20 protein-coding genes, 1 tRNA gene and 1 riboswitch are annotated in these 20,829 nt (G+C 66.3%); of the genes, 18 read left to right on the top strand and 3 right to left on the bottom strand.

Annotated elements, in window-relative coordinates:
- Positions 1-134: 134 nt before the first annotated feature.
- The 8 genes from AC56QQ_RS15245 to AC56QQ_RS15210 all read left to right on the top strand — a co-directional run bounded on the left by AC56QQ_RS15245 (position 135) and on the right by AC56QQ_RS15210 (position 9,913).
- On the top strand, positions 135-1,334 hold the full coding sequence (locus tag AC56QQ_RS15245; protein WP_497128318.1) for a winged helix-turn-helix domain-containing protein: 1,200 nt from the start codon (positions 135-137) through the stop codon (positions 1,332-1,334).
- Positions 1,335-1,363: 29 nt separating this feature from the next.
- Positions 1,364-1,570: riboswitch (cobalamin riboswitch) on the top strand.
- A gap of 40 nt (positions 1,571-1,610) precedes the next feature.
- The gene (locus AC56QQ_RS15240; protein WP_497128316.1) at positions 1,611-2,039 is read left to right on the top strand and encodes a DUF1636 family protein; all 429 of its coding nucleotides are present in this window, start codon (positions 1,611-1,613) and stop codon (positions 2,037-2,039) included.
- A complete protein-coding gene (gene cobW / locus AC56QQ_RS15235; RefSeq protein ID WP_489861989.1) occupies positions 2,036-3,073 on the top strand; it encodes a cobalamin biosynthesis protein CobW in 1,038 nt (345 codons plus the stop codon). Before AC56QQ_RS15240 ends, cobW begins: the two co-directional genes overlap by 4 nt.
- A gap of 10 nt (positions 3,074-3,083) precedes the next feature.
- Positions 3,084-6,428: a cobaltochelatase subunit CobN gene (gene cobN, locus AC56QQ_RS15230; protein ID WP_497128314.1), complete on the top strand. Its 3,345-nt coding sequence runs from the start codon at positions 3,084-3,086 to the stop codon at positions 6,426-6,428.
- Positions 6,425-7,762, top strand: coding sequence for a precorrin-3B synthase (cobG, locus tag AC56QQ_RS15225; protein ID WP_497128312.1), 1,338 nt, complete (start codon positions 6,425-6,427; stop codon positions 7,760-7,762). The genes cobN and cobG overlap by 4 nt, the downstream gene beginning before the upstream one ends.
- Before the next feature lie 2 nt (positions 7,763-7,764).
- Complete coding sequence (locus AC56QQ_RS15220) at positions 7,765-8,397, top strand: precorrin-8X methylmutase (protein ID WP_497128310.1); 633 nt, start codon at positions 7,765-7,767, stop codon at positions 8,395-8,397.
- Positions 8,394-9,152: a precorrin-2 C(20)-methyltransferase gene (locus tag AC56QQ_RS15215; RefSeq protein ID WP_497128308.1), complete on the top strand. Its 759-nt coding sequence runs from the start codon at positions 8,394-8,396 to the stop codon at positions 9,150-9,152. Before AC56QQ_RS15220 ends, AC56QQ_RS15215 begins: the two co-directional genes overlap by 4 nt.
- Complete coding sequence (locus AC56QQ_RS15210; RefSeq protein ID WP_497128306.1) at positions 9,149-9,913, top strand: precorrin-3B C(17)-methyltransferase; 765 nt, start codon at positions 9,149-9,151, stop codon at positions 9,911-9,913. Before AC56QQ_RS15215 ends, AC56QQ_RS15210 begins: the two co-directional genes overlap by 4 nt.
- On the opposite strand, the gene AC56QQ_RS15205 is transcribed toward AC56QQ_RS15210, so the two are convergent.
- Positions 9,901-10,653 (bottom strand): cobalt-precorrin-6A reductase, encoded by a 753-nt coding sequence (locus AC56QQ_RS15205; RefSeq protein WP_497128304.1) that lies wholly within the window; start codon positions 10,651-10,653, stop codon positions 9,901-9,903. The genes AC56QQ_RS15210 and AC56QQ_RS15205 overlap by 13 nt on opposite strands.
- A 1-nt stretch (position 10,654) precedes the next feature.
- Here AC56QQ_RS15205 and cbiE point away from each other — a divergent pair, with 1 nt between their 5' ends.
- The 8 genes from cbiE to AC56QQ_RS15165 all read left to right on the top strand — a co-directional run bounded on the left by cbiE (position 10,655) and on the right by AC56QQ_RS15165 (position 17,525).
- Complete coding sequence (cbiE, locus tag AC56QQ_RS15200; RefSeq protein WP_497128302.1) at positions 10,655-11,896, top strand: precorrin-6y C5,15-methyltransferase (decarboxylating) subunit CbiE; 1,242 nt, start codon at positions 10,655-10,657, stop codon at positions 11,894-11,896.
- Positions 11,893-12,279, top strand: a complete 387-nt coding sequence (locus tag AC56QQ_RS15195) for a cobalamin biosynthesis protein (protein WP_489861996.1) — start codon at positions 11,893-11,895, stop codon at positions 12,277-12,279. The genes cbiE and AC56QQ_RS15195 overlap by 4 nt, the downstream gene beginning before the upstream one ends.
- Entirely contained in the window at positions 12,276-13,040 is a 765-nt protein-coding gene (cobM, locus tag AC56QQ_RS15190; protein ID WP_497128299.1) for a precorrin-4 C(11)-methyltransferase, read from the top strand. The genes AC56QQ_RS15195 and cobM overlap by 4 nt, the downstream gene beginning before the upstream one ends.
- Positions 13,037-13,855: a uroporphyrinogen-III C-methyltransferase gene (gene cobA / locus AC56QQ_RS15185; protein ID WP_497128297.1), complete on the top strand. Its 819-nt coding sequence runs from the start codon at positions 13,037-13,039 to the stop codon at positions 13,853-13,855. Before cobM ends, cobA begins: the two co-directional genes overlap by 4 nt.
- Positions 13,852-15,171 (top strand): cobyrinic acid a,c-diamide synthase CobB, encoded by a 1,320-nt coding sequence (locus AC56QQ_RS15180; protein ID WP_497128295.1) that lies wholly within the window; start codon positions 13,852-13,854, stop codon positions 15,169-15,171. Before cobA ends, AC56QQ_RS15180 begins: the two co-directional genes overlap by 4 nt.
- Before the next feature lie 41 nt (positions 15,172-15,212).
- The gene (gene cobS, locus AC56QQ_RS15175) at positions 15,213-15,986 is read left to right on the top strand and encodes an adenosylcobinamide-GDP ribazoletransferase (protein ID WP_497129015.1); all 774 of its coding nucleotides are present in this window, start codon (positions 15,213-15,215) and stop codon (positions 15,984-15,986) included.
- Positions 15,987-16,025: 39 nt separating this feature from the next.
- Positions 16,026-17,036 (top strand): nicotinate-nucleotide--dimethylbenzimidazole phosphoribosyltransferase, encoded by a 1,011-nt coding sequence (gene cobT, locus AC56QQ_RS15170; RefSeq protein WP_497128294.1) that lies wholly within the window; start codon positions 16,026-16,028, stop codon positions 17,034-17,036.
- Positions 17,037-17,126: 90 nt separating this feature from the next.
- Positions 17,127-17,525, top strand: coding sequence for a hypothetical protein (locus AC56QQ_RS15165; protein WP_497128292.1), 399 nt, complete (start codon positions 17,127-17,129; stop codon positions 17,523-17,525).
- A gap of 71 nt (positions 17,526-17,596) precedes the next feature.
- Here AC56QQ_RS15165 and AC56QQ_RS15160 read toward each other — a convergent pair.
- A tRNA-Lys gene (locus tag AC56QQ_RS15160) sits at positions 17,597-17,672 on the bottom strand.
- Between the two features lie 106 nt (positions 17,673-17,778).
- Positions 17,779-18,687: a PhzF family phenazine biosynthesis protein gene (locus tag AC56QQ_RS15155; protein WP_497128290.1), complete on the bottom strand. Its 909-nt coding sequence runs from the start codon at positions 18,685-18,687 to the stop codon at positions 17,779-17,781.
- Positions 18,688-18,788: 101 nt separating this feature from the next.
- Between AC56QQ_RS15155 and AC56QQ_RS15150 the strand changes: the two genes are divergently transcribed.
- Positions 18,789-20,081, top strand: a complete 1,293-nt coding sequence (locus AC56QQ_RS15150; RefSeq protein WP_497128288.1) for an efflux RND transporter periplasmic adaptor subunit — start codon at positions 18,789-18,791, stop codon at positions 20,079-20,081.
- Between the two features lie 4 nt (positions 20,082-20,085).
- Entirely contained in the window at positions 20,086-20,799 is a 714-nt protein-coding gene (locus AC56QQ_RS15145) for an ABC transporter ATP-binding protein (RefSeq protein ID WP_497128286.1), read from the top strand.
- Positions 20,800-20,829: the final 30 nt, after the last annotated feature.

The raw sequence follows: 20,829 nt of genomic DNA, 5'->3' as shown, positions 1-20,829 counted from the left end.
GATCCGCTCCTGTTTGATTTCCTTCACTTTTTACTCCACTTTTATCTCCTGACATATATGCCGCCAAAACCCTGCTAGCATCCCCGCGGAATCACGATCCCTGCCAGCTCGAACCCCATTAGAGTCGCATCAGCATGAAGGAAAAAATCGCGCTTCCCACGGCCAGGCGCATAGCACTCGCCGCCCAGGGGTTTGCCGACGCCAGGCCGGCCGCCACGCCCGGCCGACGGCATCTGGCCCGCGTGCTTGCCCGCACCGGCCTGCTGCAGATCGATTCCGTGAGCGCCGTGGTGCGCGCTCATTACATGCCGCTTTATTCGCGGCTTGGCCCCTACCCGCTCGCCTTGCTCGACAACGCAGCGGTGACGCGCAAACGCACCGTGTTCGAATACTGGGCGCATGAGGCCTCGTTCCTGCCGGTCGAGACATACCCGCTGATGCGCTGGCGCATGCAGCGGGCCGAGCGCGGCGATGAAATGTATTCGGGCCTGGCCAAATGGGGACGCGAGCACGCCGCCTATGTCGAAGAGATCTACCGCGCGGTCGTCGAGCGCGGCCCGATCGCCGCTTCGGCACTGGAAGGCCAGAAAGGCTCGGGCGGCTGGTGGGGCTGGAGCCATGCCAAGCACGCCTTCGAATGGCTGTTCTGGGCCGGCCGCATCACCACGGCGCACCGTCGCGGATTCGAGCGCGTCTATGATCTGCCCGAGCGCGTGCTGCCGCAGGCGATCCTCGATCTGCCGGTGCCAGCCGCCGAGGACGCGCACCGCGAGCTGCTGCGCATTTCCGCTCGTGCCCACGGCGTGGCGACGGCCGGCGACCTGCGCGACTATTTCCGCCTGTCGCCCGCCGACATGAAAGGCCGGCTGGAGGAACTGGTCGAACTCGGCGAGCTGTTGCCGGTGCGCGTCGAAGGCTGGGACAAGCCGGCTTACCTTCATAGGGATGCCCGCGTGCCGCGAAAAATCGAGGCGCGCGCCTTGCTGGCTCCGTTCGATCCGGTCGTTTTCGAACGCTCGCGCTCGGAGCGGTTGTTCGATTTCCACTATCGCATCGAGATCTACACGCCGGCGGAAAAGCGGCAGTACGGCTACTACGTCCTGCCGTTCCTGCTCGGCGACAGGATCGTGGCCCGCGTCGACCTCAAGGCCGATCGTCCGGCCAGTGTCCTGCGTGTCCATGCGGCCTATGCGGAGCCAGGTGCACCCGCCGAAACCGCCGCCCAGCTGTCCGAGGAATTGAAGCAGATGCAGGGTTGGCTAGGCCTCGAACGCATTGAAGTGACGCCAGCGGGCGACCTCGGACAGCCACTTGCCGACATTGCCGCGTCGTAGACGTGCGTTGACACGGCTGTCCCTACAAGCCTAAATCCGGTCCAGACGGTCTCCTCTCGGCAAAGGGAGGAGCCAAGAGGGAATGCGGTGCGGGATCGCAAGATTTCAAATCCGCGGCTGTCCCCGCAACTGTAAGCGACGAGCCTGGGCCGAAAACCACTGGGATGTTCCCGGGAAGGCGGCACCCGAGGCGATGACGCGCGAGCCAGGAGACCTGCCGTCTGAGAGATAAAGAATCCGATCGCCTGGCGGGTTTTCCGGGCAAGGAGCCCTGATTTGGAACGCGACAGCAGTTTTTCGGCTGAGACAGCGGACGTATTGTCCGATGACGCCTTGACCGGCGTTACCGTGATCGTCTGCGCCTCCTGTCGCGACGAAACCGGTTCCGACGCCCACCCCCGTGCCGGCGAATTGCTTGCGGACGACACACGCCGCGCCGCCTCGGGCGACAATATCCGCATCCGCAGCGTTGAATGCCTCGGCAATTGCAAGCGCCGGCTGAGTGCCGCGATCCTGCGCGACGGCTGCTGGAGCTACGTCTTCGGCGACCTGAGCGCGACCAGCGGCGCCGATCTCGTCACCGGCGCAAAGCTCTTCGCCACCTCGACGGATGGCCTCATCCCATGGCGGGGCCGTCCTGATTCCCTCAAGCGCGGCCTCGTGGCCCGCATTCCTCCCCTCGACATGCTGAAGGACCAGATATGACAGCCTCCGTCTCCCGTGTTCCCTGCACTGTCGTCACCGGCTTCCTCGGCGCCGGCAAGACGACGCTGATCCGCCATCTCCTGGAAAACGCCGGCGGCAAGCGCATCGCCATCATCGTCAACGAGTTCGGCGACATCGGCATCGACGGCGAAATCCTGAAGGGTTGCGGCATCGACACCTGCCCCGAGGAAAACATCGTTGAGCTGGCCAATGGGTGCATCTGCTGCACTGTCGCCGATGATTTCGTGCCGGCGCTCGACCAGATCCTGTCGCTGACGCCGAAGGTCGACCATATACTTATAGAGACCTCCGGCTTGGCTTTGCCCAAGCCGCTGGTCCAGGCCTTTCAGTGGCCGACTGTGAAGAGCCGGGTGACCGTCGACGGCGTCATCGCGGTGGTCGACGGCCCGGCGCTGGCCGAAGGCCGCGTCGCCAACGACATGGACGCCTTGCAGGCGCAGCGCGCTCAGGATGGGACGCTCGACCACGACGATCCGGTCGAGGAGGTGTTCGAGGACCAGATCGCCTGCGCTGATCTGATCATCCTATCGAAAAGCGATCTGATGGACGCCGCCGGCTCCGCCCGCGCCAACGCCATCATCAATGAGCACATCGCTCGCGCGGTGAAGATCGTGCCGACCTCGCAGGGCAAGGTCGATCCCTCGGTGCTGCTCGGCCTCGGCCTCGCCGTCGAGGACGACATCGAAAACCGCAAGACCCACCATGACGACGAGCTCGACCACGAGCATGACGACTTCGACAGCTTCGTCATCGATATTTCGTCGATCGCCAACCCGGAAGAGCTGGCAAAACGGGTCGCCACCGCAGCCGAGGAAGAAAACGTGTTGCGTGTAAAAGGCTTCGTCGAGGTCGGCGGCAAGCCGATGCGGCTTTTGCTGCAAGCCGTCGGGCCGCGCGTCAATCATTACTATGACCGCGCCTGGACCGCAGCGGACGACCGCCGCTCTCGCCTCGTCGTCATCGGCCTGAAGGGGCTGAACCGCCCGGCGATCGAGCGTATCCTCGCCGGTTGATTTTAACGCCATGCACATCCTCACCACGACCTCCGCCTCTCTCGACGACCTCGCCGAGCCGGTCGATCTGCGGCAGACGCCGGCGGATGTCGTGGCGCTGTCCTTCACCGACAGCGATCTCGCCGGGCTGGCGGCGGCGTGGAAGGCGGATGCCGCCCGCCTGCCCTCGATGCGGCTGGCCGCACTTCGTGACCTGCGCCATCCGATGTCCGTCGACCTCTGGGTCGACAGCGTCGGCCGCCACGCCAAAATCATCCTCGTTCGCATCCTCGGCGGCTACGATTGGTGGCGCTATGGCTGCGACCAGCTCGCCTCGGTCGCCCGCGACCGCGGCATAAAACTGGCGCTGCTGCCCGGCGAGTGCCGCGACGAGGATCTGCGCCTGATCGAGGCCTCGACGCTGCCGCGCGAAGAGCTCGATGGCCTGCTCGACTATTTTCGCGAGGGCGGCCCGGCGAATATGAGCGCGCTGGTGCACCGGCTTGCACGGTTGGCGGGATCGGATGCGGCTGTCGCCGAACCGGTCGCGGTTCCGAAGGCTGGATTTTACGCGCCGGGACATGGCGTCATGGAGCGCAGCCTTCCCTTCGAGGGGGAGGGAAACGTCGTGCCCATCCTGTTCTATCGCTCGATGCTGCTCGCCGCCGATATCGCGCCCATCGATGCCCTTTTTGAAGCGCTGCGGCAGCGCGGCATGCGCCCGGCCCCCATCTTCGTCGCCAGCCTGAAGGACCCGGCATCGCTGGCGTTCGTCGAGACCGCGCTCGCCACGCTGAAACCCGCCGCCATCATCACCGCGACCGCTTTCGCCTCTGGCGCCGAACCCGGCGTCGAAACCCTGTTCGACCGCGCCGGGGTGCCGGTCTTCCAGGTCATCGTCGCCACCACCCGCCGCGACATCTGGGAGAACAACCAGCGTGGACTGGCGCCCGCCGACCTCGCCATGCATGTCGTGCTGCCCGAATTGGACGGCCGCATCCTTGCCGGCGCTATTTCCTTCAAGGGCGAGAGCGAGACTGATCCCGCACTTGGCCACCGGGCCTTCGCCAACCGGCCGGAAGCGGATCGCGTCGAGCAAGTTGCGAACCGCGTCGCGGCCTTCATTCGCCTGCAAGAGACGCCACGCGCCGAACGCAAGCTCGCGATTCTCATCCCGGACTATCCAAGCGCCCCCGGCCGCACCGGCTATGCCGTCGGCCTCGACGTACCGTCCAGCGTGCTGGCGATGCTGCACGATCTGAGCGAACAGGGCTACGCCGTTGAGGGGATTCCGCAAACGCCGCGTGAGCTGCTGGATTTGCTGGAGCGCGGCAATGACGGGCTGGGGCTGGGGGACTATCGCTCCCTTTCGACCGAATTGCCGAGGGCGGCAGTCGATGCGGTAGAGGCGGCTTGGGGAAAGCCGGAAACGCGAATTGGCGAAAATGGCTTCCCCTTCCGCGCCGTCACCTTCGGCAACATCACCGTCGCGCTTGCCCCCGATCGCGGCCGTTCCGCCGACCGCCGCGCCGACTACCACGACCCGACGCTGCCGCCGCGCCATGCTCTGATCGCCTTCGGCCTGTGGCTGCGCAAATCGCTCGGTGTCCATGCGCTTGTCCATGTCGGTGCCCATGGCACGCTGGAATGGCTGCCGGGCAAGACGGTTGCCCTCTCGCAAAACTGCTTTCCAGAGATCGTTACCGGTCCCCTTCCCGTCATCTATCCCTTCATCGTTTCCAACCCAGGCGAGGCGGCGCAGGCCAAGCGGCGCATCGCCGCCGTCACCCTTGGTCATCTGCCGCCGCCTCTGGCGGGCGCCGGACTGGACGAAAACCAGCACAGACTTGAGCGGCTGGTAGACGAATACGCACAGGCCGACGGGCTCGACCGCCGCCGGCGCGATCGTCTGGCCAAGCTGATCGTCGAAACCGCGCAAAAGACCGGCCTCGCCTCCGAAGCCGGGGTCGCCAGGACCGACGCGCCGGACGAAGCCTTGCGCCGCATCGACGCCTGGCTCTGCGACCTCAAGGATTTCGCCATCAAGGACGGGCTGCATATCTATGGCCGCGCTTCCGAGGATGAGCCCGACGCCATGCGCCGCCAAAGTGCGGCCGCCGAAAGGACGGCATTGCTCGCCGCGCTCGATGGCCGCCATATCAAGGCTGGGCCGGCCGGCGCACCCGCGCGGGGGCGGTCTGACGTGCTGCCCACCGGCCGCAACCTGTTCACCTCGGACCCGCGCACCATGCCGACACCGACCGCCTATGATCTGGGCAGAGCGGCGGCGGAGGAAGTGGTGCGCGGCTACATGCAATCGCATGGCGACTGGCCACGTTCCCTGGTCATCGATCTCTGGGGTTCGGCCTCGCTGCGCACCGGCGGCGAGGAGATCGCTCAAGGGTTGGCGCTGATGGGATGCCGGCCGCAATGGGACGCCGCGACCGGCCGCATCACTGGCATCGAGGTGTTGCCGCCGGCCACGCTTGGCCGCCCGCGCGTCGACGTCACCTGGCGTATCTCAGGTCTGTTCCGCGACATGTTCCCGACCCAGATCGCGCTGATCGACGCCGCCGCCAACGCCGTTGCCGCCCGCGACGAGGAGGATTCCGAAAACCCGCTCGCGGCGAGAACCCGCGCGGACGGCAAGATCAGCCCGCGTATTTTCGGCACCTCGCCCGGTACCTATGGCGCCGGCGTCGAGGACTTGCTGTCGAGCGGCGACTGGGCGGCGCGCGAGGAGATCGGCCGCGCCTATCTCGACGCCACCTCGCATGCCTATGGCGGCGAAGGCGGCGAAGGCATCTCGACGCCCGGCGCCTTCGAGGGCCGCATCGCCGAGGCCGATCTTCTCGTCCACACCGGCGACGACCCCGGCCGCGACATTCTCGAAGGCTCCGCCGACGTCGCCTTTATCGGCGGCTTTTCGGCCGCCCTTGCGGCCCTCGGCAGGAATGCCGACGTCATCGTGCTCGACACCACGGATCCGCAGAAGCCGAAGCCGCGCTCTGTTGGCGAGGCGGTGGCCCGCGTGGTGCGTGCCCGCGCCGTCAATCCGCGCTTCATCTCAGGCCAAATGCGACATGGCCCGCGCGGCGCCTCCGAATTCGCTGAAACGGTCGACCGGTTGGTCGGCTTCGCCGAAACCACCCACGCCATATCGGGCACGCTGATCGAGGCCGTGCACGACGCCTATGTCGGCGATCCCGAGGTCCGCGCCTTCATCCTGCGCGAAAACCCAGCCGCCGCGAAGGTCATTGCCGAGCGCTTCCTGTCGGCGCGCCGACGTGGTCTGTGGCATCCCTTGCGCAATTCCATCGACGACGATCTGGCCGCGCTGATTGCCGAGGCCGAGGCGCTTGAGGTAGCAGCATGAACGCCTTTTCGCGCCGTGGCGCCTGCCCCGCTTTGGCAGCCCCCATGCAGACCGGCGACGGCCTGCTGGTGCGGCTCAACCCTGTCGCAGGAGGATTGTCGCCGAAGTCGTTGATCGGGCTGGCCGAGTCCGCCCTGCGGCACGGCAACGGCATCATGGAAGTCACCGCGCGCGGCAGTCTGCAGATACGCGGCCTGACACCGGATAGCGCGCGACTTCTGGCGACCGAGGTTGATGCGCTGGGCATCGCAGTGCGCACCGGCTTGCCGGTCGAGACCGGGCCGCTGGCGGGCATCGATCGATATGAGATTGCCGATCCGCGCCCGCTGGCTGAACGAATTCGGGTAGCGGTTGAAGAAGCTGGGCTCACGCCACGGCTCGGCCCGAAAGTGTCGGTCGTTGTGGACGGCGGCGGGCAGCTCGGACTGGGTTCGATGATGGCCGATGTGCGGCTGAAGGCGGTACGAGCCGACAACGACATCGTTTGGAGCGTATCGGTTGCGGGCGACGGCCGAAACGCGAAGGTGTTGGCAAAGGTCGATGCGGATGCCGCGAGAGACAAAGCCGTCGCTGCACTGAGGATGGTCGCTGAAAAAGGCCGCGAAGCGCACACGCGGGATTTGTCGGATCGACAGTTGACCTCGCTCGCAGGCTGGCATTCCTTCGCGCCCCCCTCCGGCAGGACAGAGGGGGGCGCCTTGGAGCACGATCGCCCGTCAATCGGCCTCTTCGATCTGAACAACGGCACCGCCATCGGCATCGGACTTCCCTATGGCAGCATGCCGGCAGGCAAGATCATCGACCTCACACAGTATGCCCTCGCCCTTGGCGCAACCGAAATCCGCACCGCTCCGCAGCGCGCGTTGCTTTTCATTGGCCTCCCACCGGCCGCCAATCAGCGCCTTCAAAACACAGCCGCCGCCCTCGGCTTCGTCACCGACGCCTCCGATCCGCGCACGCGCATTGCCGCTTGCCCCGGCGCGCCGGCCTGCGCATCCGGCCAGATCGCCACGCGCGACATTGCCGAGACGATCGCCGCTGACAATGCCGACACCCTCGACTTCACCCTGCACATTTCCGGCTGCGCCAAGGGCTGCGCCCACCCCGGCCCGGCGGCGCTGACCGTCGTCGGCGACGAGAACGGAGCCGGACTTGTCGTGAACGCGACGGCAAAGGCCCTTCCTGCCGGGTACAGGCCGCGCTATGACGCCGCGCGCGGCATCAGCCGCGTCGCGGCGATGATCCGCAGCGCACGACTTCCAGGCGAAACAGCCGCCGCTTGCCTGACACGGCTCGGCGCGGCCGGCATCGCCGAGGCTTACCGACAGGAATGAGCATGGCCGCCTACGACTACATCCACGACGGCACGGCGATCTACGAGCGCTCCTTCGCCATCATTCGCGCCGAGGCGGACCTGTCACGCTTCTCCGAAGCCGAGGCCGATGTCGCCATCCGCATGATCCATGCCTGCGGCCAGGTCGAAGCCGCCAGGCATTTTGTTTTTTCCACCGATTTCGTGGCCGCGGCGCGCAAGGCGCTTTCGGCGGGCGCACCGATCTTCTGCGATGCGGAAATGGTCTCCCACGGCGTCACCCGCGCCCGGCTGCCAGCCGGCAACGAGGTGATCTGCACCTTGCGCGACCCGCGCACGCACGAAATCGCCAGGGAGATCGGCAACACCCGTTCGGCCGCCGCGATCGACCTTTGGGGCGAGCGCATAGCCGGTTCGGTGGTCGCCATCGGCAATGCGCCGACCGCGCTCTTCTATCTGCTGGAAAAATTGCGCGACGGCGCGCCGAAGCCGGCGGCCATCATCGGCATGCCGGTCGGCTTTGTCGGGGCCGCGGAATCCAAGGATGCGCTGGCCGAGAATTCCTACGGCGTGCCCTATGCCATTGTGCAAGGCCGGCTTGGCGGCAGCGCCATGACCGCCGCCGCGCTCAATTCATTGGCGAGGGCTGGCCTGTGAACGCGCTTGCCAAAGGCCGTCTCGTCGGCGTCGGCACTGGTCCCGGCGACCCCGAACTGCTGACGCTGAAGGCCGCTCGGGTCTTGGCCGAGGCCGATGTCGTGGCCTATTTCGCCAAGCGCGGCAACAACAGCAACGCGCGCGCCATCGTCGAAGCCCAGTTCCGCCCCGGCATGACGGAACTGCCGCTGCTCTATCCCGTCACCACCGAAATCGACAAGGATCACGACGACTACCGCTCACAGATCACGGCTTTCTACGAGGAGTCGGCCGAGAAGGTCGCCGAGCACCTCGAGGCGGGCCGAATGGTTGCCGTGCTTTCCGAGGGCGATCCGCTTTTCTATGGCTCCTACATGCATCTGCATGTGCGCCTCGCCCACCGTTTTCCAACCGAGGTCATTCCCGGCATCACCGCAATGTCCGGCTGCTGGTCGGCGACCGGCCTGCCGATCGTCCAGGGCGACGACGTGCTGACCGTGCTGCCCGGCACGATGAGCGAGTTCGAGTTGACCCGCCGGCTGGCCGACACCGATGCCGCCGTCATCATGAAGGTCGGCCGCAACCTGCCCAAGATCAGACGCGCCCTGGAGGCGACCGGCAAGGTGACGCGTGCCGTCTATGTCGAGCGCGGCACGATGCCGGGCAGCGTGTCGATGAGGCTTGCCGACAAAAAGGACGACAAGGCCCCCTATTTCGCCATCGTGCTGGTCGCCGGCTGGTCCGGCCGGCCCCGCGCGCTGGGAGCCGAAGCATGAACGGCCGTCTCACCGTCATCGGGCTTGGACCCGGCAATACCGATCAGGTCACCCCTGAAGCCAGCCGCGCAGTGGCGCAGGCAAAGTTCTTCTATGGCTACAAGCCCTATCTCGACCGGCTCGAGCTGCGCCCGGACCAGACCCGCGTCGCCTCCGACAACCGCGAGGAACTCGCCCGCTCCAAGGATGCCTTGACCAAGGCGGCCGAGGGCCATGACGTCGCCGTGGTTTCTGGTGGCGATCCCGGCGTGTTCGCCATGGCTGCCGCCGTCTGCGAGGCGATCGAGGCCGGCCCGGCCGAATGGCGCGCGGTCGATGTCGCCGTGGTGCCCGGAATTACCGCCATGCTGGCCGTTGCCGCGCGCATCGGCGCGCCGCTTGGCCATGATTTCTGCGCCATTTCGCTTTCCGACAATTTGAAGCCCTGGGAATTGATCGAACTGCGCCTGCTGGCGGCGGCCGGCGCCGGTTTCGTCATCGCGCTCTACAATCCGATCAGCAAGGCACGCCCGTGGCAACTTGGCCGCGCTTTCGAATGCCTGACCGCGATCCTGCCGGGCACCACGCCGGTGATTTTCGGCAGCGCCGCGGGCCGCCCGGACGAGCGCATCGAGGTCTATCTGCTGGCCGACGTCGATGCGCGAAAGGCCGACATGGCCACCTGCATCATCATCGGTTCGCCGGAAACCCGGATCATCAGGCGCGGCGAGAAGCCGGCGCTGGTCTACACGCCGCGCTCGTCGTCGGGTCAGAGAAAATGATCGACCCCAAGTTGATCAATAAGCGCGGCCAGCGCTTCGACGGTTTCAGCCGAGGGAACGTCCGGCAGATCAGGCCTGCGCACCATGACCACCTCGATACCCAGCGCCCGCGCCGCGGCGATCTTGCCATAGGTCGCTTCGCCGCCACTATTCTTGGACACGACGATTTCGATGTGATGTTTTTCGAGCAGTGCGCGTTCTTCGGTCTCGCGAAACGGGCCACGAGCCAACAGATAGTTCGCATCGGGCACCGCCAATTTGGGTTCGACCGTGTCGACGCTGCGAATGAGGTAATGGTGCTGGGGTGCCGCTTCAAAAGCGGCGACCTCTTGCCGGCCGAGTGCCAGGAAAACGCGACGCGGCGCCGGCCCAAGCGCTTGCACGGCATCGCCAACCGTATCGACCGGCGTCCAGCGGTCGCCTTCGACAGGCTCCCAGCCCGGGCGCCGCAGGGCAAGGATCGGCACCCCGGCTACGCGCGCGGCTTGCGCGGCATTGGCGGAGATTTGCGCCGCATAGGGATGCGTGGCGTCGATCAGCAGATCGGTGCCGGTTTCTTGGAGATGGACGGCCAGTCCTTCGGCGCCGCCAAATCCTCCGCTTCGTACAGGCACGCCCTGCGCCACCGGGCTTTCGGTGCGGCCGGCCAGCGACAGCGTGACCGAGGCGCGCGCGGCCAGCATTCCAGCCAGCTGCCGGGCTTCGGTGGTTCCGCCGAGGATCAGAATGCGGTGGGTCATCATGCCTGCTGAGGGTCCGCGCGGTGCCAAGCTCAACTCACGATGGCTGACGATCGTCGGCATCGGCGAGGACGGTTTAGCGGGTCTCGGCGACGAGGCCAAGCAACTGATCGCCCAGGCGGAAGTCATCTTCGGCGGCAAGCGGCACCTGGCGCTGGTCGCTTCCTTCGCCAAGGGCGAGCCGCGCGCCTGGCCAGTTCCTTTCGATACGGAGATGGCTGACGTGCTGGCGCTTGCCGGCAGGCGCGTCTGTGTGCTCGCCTCCGGGGATCCATTCTTCCATGGTGTCGGAGTTACCCTCGCCCGCAAGGTCGAGCCGCACGAAATGCATGTCATTCCCGCGCCATCGGCCGTTTCGCTGGCCGCCGCGCGACTGGGCTGGGCGCTGCAGGACATCGAAACCGTCTCGCTGCACGGCCGGCCGCTCGACCTGATCCGGCCTAGGCTCCAGCCGAACGCGCGCATATTGGCGCTGACCTCGGATGGCGAAGCGCCGGCGGCAATCGCCCGCCTGCTCGCCGAACTCGACTTCGGCGCATCGCGGCTGACGGTTCTGGAAGCGCTGGGTGGGCCGAACGAGAGATTGCGCACGGCCCGCGCCGATACCTTCGACCTCGAAAACATCAATCCGCTCAACGTGCTGGCGATCGAAATTGATTCGAATCCACAGGCGCGGGTGCTGCCGCTCACCGTTGGCCTTGCCGACCATCTGTTCGACCATGACGGCCAGATCACCAAGCGCGAAATCCGCTCGATAACCCTGTCGACGCTGGCGCCAAGGCGCGGCGAACTGTTGTGGGACATCGGCGCCGGCTCCGGTTCCATCGGCATCGAATGGATGCTCGCTCACCCGTCCATGCGCACTATTGCCATCGAGGCCGACCCCACCAGAGCCGCCCGCATTGGCCGCAACGCCTCCGCCTGTGGCGTTCCCGGCCTTCTCGTGGTGCAAGGCAGCGCGCCCGGGGCGCTTGCCGGGCTAGACACGCCGGACGCGATCTTCATCGGCGGCGGCGGCAGCGATGCCGGCGTGTTGAACGCCGCCATCAAGGCCCTGCGCACTGGCGGCCGTCTCGTCGCCAATGCGGTGACGCTGGAGATGGAGGCCCTGCTTCTTGCCCGTCATGTCTCGCTTGGCGGCGATCTCATCCGCATAAACATTTCCCGCGCTTCGCCGGTCGGCACGATGCAGGCATGGCGGCCGGCGATGCCGGTCACGCAATGGAGCTGGGTGAAGCCATGATGGTCGCGGGCATCGGCAGCCGAAAAGGCGTGAGCGTCGAGGACGTGCTTGCGGCGATAGAAACCGCTGTCGAAGCGCATGGGTTGACGATGACGGCGCTGTCTGCCTTGGCGACCGTTCCTCTGAAGCAGGACGAAAAGGCCGTCTTTGCCGCCGGACACCAGCTCAATCTTCCGGTCATCGTCGCCGAAGCGGCCGCGATCGAGGCTTCCGCATCGGCCACAATCAGCCGCTCCAGCCTGTCGCAGGATCTGGCCGGAACACCATCGGTTTCCGAGGCATCCGCCCTTGCCGTTGCCGGCAAAGGCGCCAGACTGCTCGGCCCCCGCACGGTGCTCGGTCCGGTCACCTGCGCCATCGCCATCAGCGGAGATGCGCCATGACCGTTCATTTCATAGGCGCCGGTCCAGGTGCGGCCGACCTCATCACGCTGCGCGGCGCGAGGCTGCTGGCAAGCTGCCCGGTCTGCCTCCATGCCGGTTCGATCGTCGCGCCCGACTTGCTGCAGCACTGCGCGCCGGGAACCAGACTGATCGACACCGCGCCGATGTCGCTGGACGAGATCGAGGCCGCGTATCTCGACGCGCACAAGGCCGGCCACGATGTGGCGCGACTGCATTCCGGCGACCTGTCGGTGTGGAGCGCCGTTGCCGAGCAGATCCGCCGGCTGGAAAAGCACGGCATTCCCTATACGCTGACCCCGGGCGTGCCCTCTTTCGCCGCCGCCGCCGCAGCACTTCGCCGCGAACTGACCATCCCCGAAGTCGCGCAAAGCTTGGTGCTGACCCGCATCTCCGGCCGCGCGTCAAAAATGCCGCCTGGCGAGACGCTGGCAGGTTTCGGACGCACCGGCGCCACGCTCGCCATCCATCTGGCCATCCACGCCATCGATCGCGTCGTTGCCGAGCTGACGCCGTATTATGGCGGCGATTGCCCGGTGGCGATCGTCTTCCGCGCCTCCTGGCCGGACGAGCGCGTGCTGACCGGAACACTTGCGACCATCGAGGCACAGCTCGCGACCGATCCGATGGAGCGCACGGCGATCATCTTCGTCGGCCGCTCGCTGGCGGCGGAAGGTTTTGGCGAGAGTTCATTGTATGACGCCCATTACCAGCGGCGTTTTCGCGGACGGGACGGATTGTGAGCGGCGGTACCAAAAACAACGGCGACAACGCCACGCTCGAACAGGCGCTCGCCCGGCTGAACTTCAAGCCACGCCGGCTGGAGCCAGGCCATGTCTGGCTGGCCGGCGCCGGCCCCGGCGACCCAGGCTGCCTAACCCTGGAAGTGCTGGCGGCCCTGGCCGAGGCGGATGCGCTGGTCTACGACGCGCTGGTCTCCCCCGATGTCGTCGCCGTCGCCGGAAATGCCGAGCTTTTCTTTGCCGGCAAGCGCGGCGGCAGGCCGTCGATGAAACAGGACGACATCACCGCACTGCTGGTGAGGCTGGCGCGCGACGGCCGCCGCGTCGTCAGGCTGAAGGGTGGCGATCCCTATATTTTCGGCCGTGGCGGCGAAGAGGCGCTGGCGCTGGCGCGGGAAGGCATCCCGTTCCGCGTTCTGCCCGGCCTGACCTCGGGCCTCAGCGCGCTCGCCGCGACCGGCATTCCGGCCACCATGCGCGGCATCAACAAGGCGGTGATCCTGGCGACCGGCCACGCCGCCGGCACCGACGATGACATTGACTGGGCGGCAATCGCCCGCACCGGCCAGCCTGTCGTGGTCTATATGGGCATGGCCAATTTGCCGCTGATCGCCGCAGCCCTTCTCGATGGGGGGCTGGCGCCATCGACGCCGGCGGCGGTGATCGTCGCCGCGACGACGCCGCAGGAACGAACCGTCGTCGCCACGCTCGCCACCATTGCCGAGGAAGCGGCCGCCGCTGGCCTCGCCTCGCCGGCACTGATCGTCGTCGGCGGCATCGTCGCCATGCGCGCGGCACTGGCGGGCCGGAGATGACGGCCCGCGCCATCATCATCGGCGCGCCGCGCTCCGGCTCGGGCAAGACCAGCGTCACCATCGGCATCTTGCGCGCGCTCACGCGGCGCGGCCTGAAAGTGCGCGGCGCCAAATCCGGCCCCGATTATATCGATCCCGGTTTTCACACCGCCGCCACGGGCTTGTCTGGCGTCAATCTCGACAGCTGGGCGATGCCGCCATCGCTGCTCAACGCGCTCGCCGCGCAAGCGGCCGACGATACCGATTTCGTCATCCTCGAAAGCGCCATGGGCCTGTTCGACGGCATTCCGGCCTCTCCGGGCCGTACCGGCTCGGCGGCCGATCTTGCCCGGCTCTACGGCCTGCCGGTGCTTTTGGTGCTCGACGTATCCGGCCAGTCGACCACGGCGGCAGCGGTCGCCAAGGGCTTTGCCACTTACGAACCGGACGTCCGCATGGCCGGCGTCGTGCTCAATCGGCTGGGCAGCGAGCGTCACCGCCGGCTGTCCGGCGACGCCATCGAGGCGATCGGCCTGCCGGTCGTCGGCGCCATCCTGCGCGATCCCACCTTGAACCTGCCCGAGCGCCATCTGGGCCTCGTCCAGGCCGGCGAATATGATGACCTGATGGCGCATCTCGACCGGCTGGCCGACATGGCTGAAAAGTCGCTCGACCTCGACGCCATCATGTCCCTGGCGACCCCCCTCACCCCGGCGTCCGGCAGCTTCGACGACGCGTTGGCGCCGCCCGGCCAGCGGATTGCCCTGGCCGAGGATGCCGCCTTCACCTTTCTCTATCCGCATGTCGCTGCCTATTGGCGCAAGGCCGGCGCCGAGATCGTCCCGTTCTCGCCGCTCGCCGACGAAGCACCTGCTGACGACTGCGACGTCTGCTGGCTGCCAGGCGGCTATCCCGAGCTTCACGCCGGCCGGCTAGCGACGGCGGGGACCTTCAAGAGCGGCATGGCAAATTTCGCCGCGACAAAGCCCATCCATGGCGAGTGCGGTGGCTTCATGGTGCTCGGCGAAGCGTTGGAGGATGCGGCTTCCGAGACGCACAGGATGCTCGGCCTGCTCGGCCATTCCACCAGCTTCGCCAAACGAAAAATGAACCTTGGCTATCGCGAGGCGCGGCTGCGCGCCGATTGCCCGCTGGGCTCAGCTGGCGCACTGATCCGCGGCCACGAATTCCACTATGCGCAAATGACCGCGACTGGGAACGACGACCCACTGGCCGACCTGGCCGATGGCCAGGGCAATCCGATCGGCGCCTCTGGCTACCGGCGTGGCCATGTCAGCGGCACCTTCTTCCACGCCATTGCGAGGGCTAGAGCATGATCCCGAAAAGTGGCAATCGGTTTTCGGAAAAGATCCGGCTCATGTTCCAGAACACGAGCTTTTCGCCCAGGCAGATCCTCGATGATATCGCGCTCTGCCTGGTCTTCTTCACCCGCCTGCCATTGCCCGTCTTCGATTTTCGCGGCCGCGACCTTGCCGCCGCGATCTGGGCCGCACCGGTCCCCGGCCTCGCCATCGGGCTGATCGGCGCGATCGTCTATGCCACGGCGGAGAGGTTTGGCCTTGCCATGGGCCCGGCGGCCGCCCTTGCCCTGGCGGCAACCCTCTCCACCACCGGCTGCCTGCATGAGGACGGGCTTTCCGATGTCGCCGACGGTTTCGGCGGCGGCAACTCGCGCGGCCGCAAACTCGAGATCATGCGCGACAGCCGCATCGGCGCCTATGGTGCCGCGGCGCTGGCCCTGTCGCTGCTGATCCGCTGGAGCGCGCTTTCGGAATTCGTCGACCCCACGCAAGCCCTCTTCGCCCTGGTGGCCGCACACGCGACCTCGCGCGGCGTGCTCGGCGCCTTCATGCATCTCTTGCCCCCCGCGCGGTCCGAAGGCCTCTCTGCCGGCGCCGGCGCCGTCTCTGCTGAAACCGCTATCGCCGGCGCTGTGCTCGGTGCGATCCCGCTCCTCTTGCTGGGGCTCGGTGGTGCGGTCTTCGCGCTCATCCTGCTTGGCCTGCTGTTTGCCGCGTTCCGCGCGCTTTGCCTCAGCCAGATCGGCGGCCAGACCGGCGACACGATCGGCGCCTTGCAGCAGGTGAGCGAGATCGCCGTGCTGCTCGTCGCTTCCGTAGCCCTTTCCTGATTCCTTGTGGCCTGATTCCCTTTCGGAGACTTTGCCCCCATGCCCTTCAAATCACTCGATGAACTGCGCGCCGCCTGCCTCGACCTGCCCGCCGGCAGCGATGCCGCCGCAACTGCCGTCGCCCACCGCCAGGACACGCTGACCAAGCCGCAAGGCAGCCTCGGCCGGCTGGAAACAATCGCCGCATGGCTGGCGCGCTGGCAGGGCCGCGATATGCCCAGGCTCGACCGGGTGAAGGTTTTCGTCTTCGCCGGCAACCATGGCGTCACCGCGCAAGGCGTGTCGGCCTATCCTTCGGAGGTCACCGTGCAGATGGTGGCGAATTTCGCTGGCGGCGGCGCTGCCATCAACCAGCTTGCTCGCATCGCCGGCGCCGAACTCGACGTCATCCCACTCGACCTCGATCATCCCACGGGCGACTTCACGCAAGTGCCGGCAATGGATGACAAGGCCTTCCTCGCCGCCGTCTCTGCCGGCTACGACGCGGTGACGAAGGACCTCGACCTCATCTGCTTCGGCGAAATGGGCATCGGCAACACCACGCCGGCAGCCGCCATTTCGGCGGCGCTGTTCGGAGGCGGTGCGGAAAAATGGACCGGACGCGGCACCGGCGTCGATGACGCCGGCCTGAAGCGCAAGGTGGTCGCCATCGAAGCCGGCCTGAAGCGCCACGCCGCTGTCCTTGCCGATCCGCTTGGCATCGCCGCCGCGCTTGGCGGACGCGAACTCGCCGCCATCTTCGGCGCGACCCTCGCCGCCCGCCATCTGGGCATACCCGTCTTGCTCGACGGCTTCGTCTGCACCGCCGCCGCAGCACCGCTGGCAAGGCTGCATGCGACAGGCCTCGCCCACACCATTGCCGCCCACGTCTCGGCGGAATCAGGTCATCGCGGTCTTCTCGAAGCCCTCAGCCTGCCGCCGTTGCTCGATCTCGGCATGCGGCTCGGCGAAGGCTCCGGCGCGTGTCTTGCCGTCAACGTCGTGCGCTCGGCGCTGGAGTGCCATGCCCGCATGGCAAGTTTTGCCGAGGCTGGCGTTTCGGAGAAGTAAATCGGTCAAACTTTCAGCGTGATTGAGCCAAAATAATAACGCCGTTTTGATTGTTCCATGAGACGAGAAAATCTCATGGGAGATCAAGCGATGTATTTGAAGTCGACAATTATCGTTGCACTGCTTTTCGGCACTGTTGCATCGGCATTTTCTCAGGCCCTTGACGAGACAGGCCGACCGCGGCGGCCCGGCGATGACGGGTTCGCCAAGATGCAGTCCAGCCTCACGATGAGCATTCCGGTCAAGGACGACGAAGACATCGCCGCGCAGCAGGAAGCTGGACTTCGCTCCTTCTACAAGGTCGCGGCCGGCAGTTGCGCCATGGTGATCGAAACCATTGCCGAGACCTGCGAGGTCACCAGCGTCACCACCAACGTCAACGCCGGGGACCGTAGCATGGGCGGCGGCGCCGGATCGCAGATCACCGTGACCGGCCAGATCGCCATGAAGGTCAAGTTCAAGGCCAGCCTCGGCAAGCCCGCGCCATGATCAGCGCATGGCCCGAGACGCGCCAAACGCGTCTCGCTTTCAGGGTCTTTCCACCAAGTCTTTGAAGAATTTGGTGGGTGCGCACAGGATTGAACTGTGGACCCGCTGATTAAGAGTCAGCTGCTCTACCAACTGAGCTACGCACCCACTCGGCCGGCAAAAACCGGCGTTGGCGGGCATATAGCCGCCACCATCGGTCCTGTCCAGCCCTGCCGGAATCATTTCCCGACAAATCGCTTAAGTGCCGCACGCCTCAGACGAACAGCTTGCCTTCCGCAACCTTGATCGCGTTGCCGCCGATGCGCGCCGAGGCCAGTTTTCCGCCTTCGACATTCAGTTCGAGGCGGATGCGCGACGGCCGGCCCATCTCCAGCCCCTGCTCGATCCACAGCTGCGAAATACCGTCGGTCGGGCCGTCGAAATGCATGATGGCGCCGGCAAAGGCGGCCGCCGCCGAGCCGGTCGCCGGGTCCTCATAGGAAGGCGTGCCCGGCACGATCATGCGCACATGGAACGCGCTTTCGTGGTTCACCGTCTCACGGCAATAGACATACGGGCTGGCGAAGGCCCAGTCGCTCTTGCGCGGTGCCAGCTCCGACCACGCCTGGTTGTCGAGCCGGATTCGCCCCGCCGCCTCGAGATTGGCAACCGGGATGGTCACATAGGGCACGCCCGCCGACCAGAACGCGACGCGGTGATTCTCGAAGCCGATTTCGTGCGGCGCCAGGCCAAGGGCAGCGCCAATCGCGTGCGGATCGGCCTCGAGCTTCAACGGCTCCGGCAATTTGGCCAGGTCGAACTCGGCGAAGGTGGCGCCATCGTGCTTGCTGACGGCGCAGCGCACCGGGCCAATGTTCTCCTCCAGCACGAAGATGCCGGCGCCGCCCTCTTCGGCCAATTCGGCCAGCGCGATCGCGGCGCCAACAGTCGGATGGCCGGCGAATGGCATTTCATAGTCGGGCGTGAAGATGCGGATGCGGTTTTTATGCTTGGGATTGTCCGGCAGCAGCACGAAAACGGATTCGGACAGGTTGAATTCGCGCGCGATGGCCTGCATGGCGCGCGTGTCCAGGCCTTTGCAATCCAGCACGACGGCCAGCGGATTGCCGGCCAGCCGCTCGGTCGTAAACACATCGTAAAGCAAGTAGTTCCGGGTTTTCATTCCTGCCTCAATCCAAACATGGGCGAAATTTAATTTGATATTCGAACCAGTAAGCCTGATCTGTGCACAGATAGGGACACTGCGCATTATAGGGGTCCGGCGTGGACCAGATTGTCAATCTGCCAAAGACGGAATCGGATTCCGCCATCGAGACCGCGCTCGGACTCGACAGACGAGGTCTGCGCAAGTCGCGCCGGCGTGGCTGGCTCTATGCGCTGCTGGCGCTGATCGTGCTCGCCGCCGGCCTCGGCGTCTATCAGTGGTATGCTGGCTCGCCCACCAGGATCGACTACACCACCGTGCCGGCCGCCAAGGCCGACCTCACTGTCCAAGTGTCCGCGACAGGCACGCTGCAGCCCCTCACCCAGGTGGATATTTCCAGCCAGCTCTCCGGCATTGTCCGTTCGGTATCCGTCGAGGAGAACCAGCAGGTCAAGAAGGGCGATGTGCTGGCCGCACTCGACACCACCAAGCTGCAGGTGCAGATCGAGCGGGCGGAGGCGTCCGCCAAGGCGGCGGCCGCCAATGTCGAGGACGCCACGGTAACGCTTGCCGAGAACGAAAGCTCGCTTATCCGCGCGGCGGCATTGACCAAGCGCGGCATGGCAACCGACCAGTCGCTCGAAGCGGCGACCGCGACGCGCGACCGCTCCAAGGCGGCGCTCGACAGCGCCCGAGCCAATCTCGCCATCGCCAATGCCGATCTGAAATCGCAGCAGACCGACCTCGCCAACAGCACCATCTATGCGCCGATCGACGGCATCGTGCTGACGCGCTCGGTCGACCCCGGCCAGACGGTCGCCTCGTCGCTGCAGGCGCCGGTGTTGTTCATCATCGCCGCCGACCTGAAGAACATGGAACTAGTGGCGGCGGTCGACGAGGCCGACATCGGCACGGTGAAGACCGGCCAGCATGCCCGCTTCACCGTCGACGCCTTCCCGGAGCGGCCGTTCGATGCCGAGATCCGCGACATCTCCTATGCCTCGGTCACCACCGATGGCGTCGTCACCTACAATGCGCGGCTCGAGGTCGACAACAACGAGCTGTTGCTGCGGCCCGGCATGACCGCCACCGTTTCGGTCGTCACCCGGCAGGCCAAGGGTGTGCTCACCGTCCCGGCCACCGCCTTCCGCTATCGCCCCCCGGCACCTGCGGCCCGCGCGTGGAGCCTGAGCGACCTGTTCACAGGCCGCATGGGGCGTCCCGGCGGCAATCGCCAGCGCCAGGCCGCGCCGCCGGCCACGGACGGTTCGCGCACGCTGTACGTGCTGGAGAAGGGGCGGCCCCGTTCGGTCAACGTCAAGATCGGCTCGACCGACGGCGAACTGACCGAGATCACCTCGGGCCTGGAGGAAGGCGCTCAGGTCATCACCGCGTCACAGCAGCGGAGCTGAGGCCGTGGCTTCGGGCGCGCACCTCATCACCTTCGACAAGGTCTGGAAGAGCTATGGTCAGGGCGAGGCTCGGATCCACGCGCTGGCCGGCGTCGTCCTTGCCATAAGGCGTGGCGAATTCGTCGCCATCATGGGCCCGTCCGGCTCCGGCAAGTCGACAGCCATGAACATCATCGGCTGCCTCGACACGCCGACGGCCGGAACCTATTCCTTCATGGGCATCGATGCCGGCAGGCTCGACCGCAACCGCCGCGCGATGCTGCGCAACCTCTATGTCGGTTTCGTCTTCCAGGGCTACAATCTGCTGGCCCGCACCACCGCAGCGGAAAATGTCGAGTTGCCGCTCATCTATCGCGGCGTTGCCGCCCGCGAGCGCCGCGACCTCGCCATGCAGGCGCTGGCCCAGGTCGGCCTTGTCGGCCGCGAGCACCACACGCCGGCCGAGTTGTCCGGCGGCCAGCAGCAGCGCGTGGCGATCGCACGCGCCATCGTCACAAGGCCGACGCTGCTCGTCGCCGACGAGCCGACCGGCAATCTCGACACCGCCCGCACCCATGAAATCATGGAGCTGCTGACGAAGCTGAACGAGGAGCTTGGCCTGACCATCACCATGGTCACCCACGAGGCCGATGTCGCCGAATATGCCAAGCGCACCATCCGCTTCGTCGACGGCCGCGTCGCCTCGGACACCGCGACGCTGGAAGTGGCTCAGCCATGATCCCGAAAAGTGGACTCCGGTTTTCGGAGA

The sequence above is a fragment of the Mesorhizobium sp. RCAM 05099 genome (assembly GCF_059683685.1).
The sequence above is the reverse complement of the archived record's forward strand: the minus strand, read 5'-3'. Positions and strand labels throughout refer to the sequence as shown.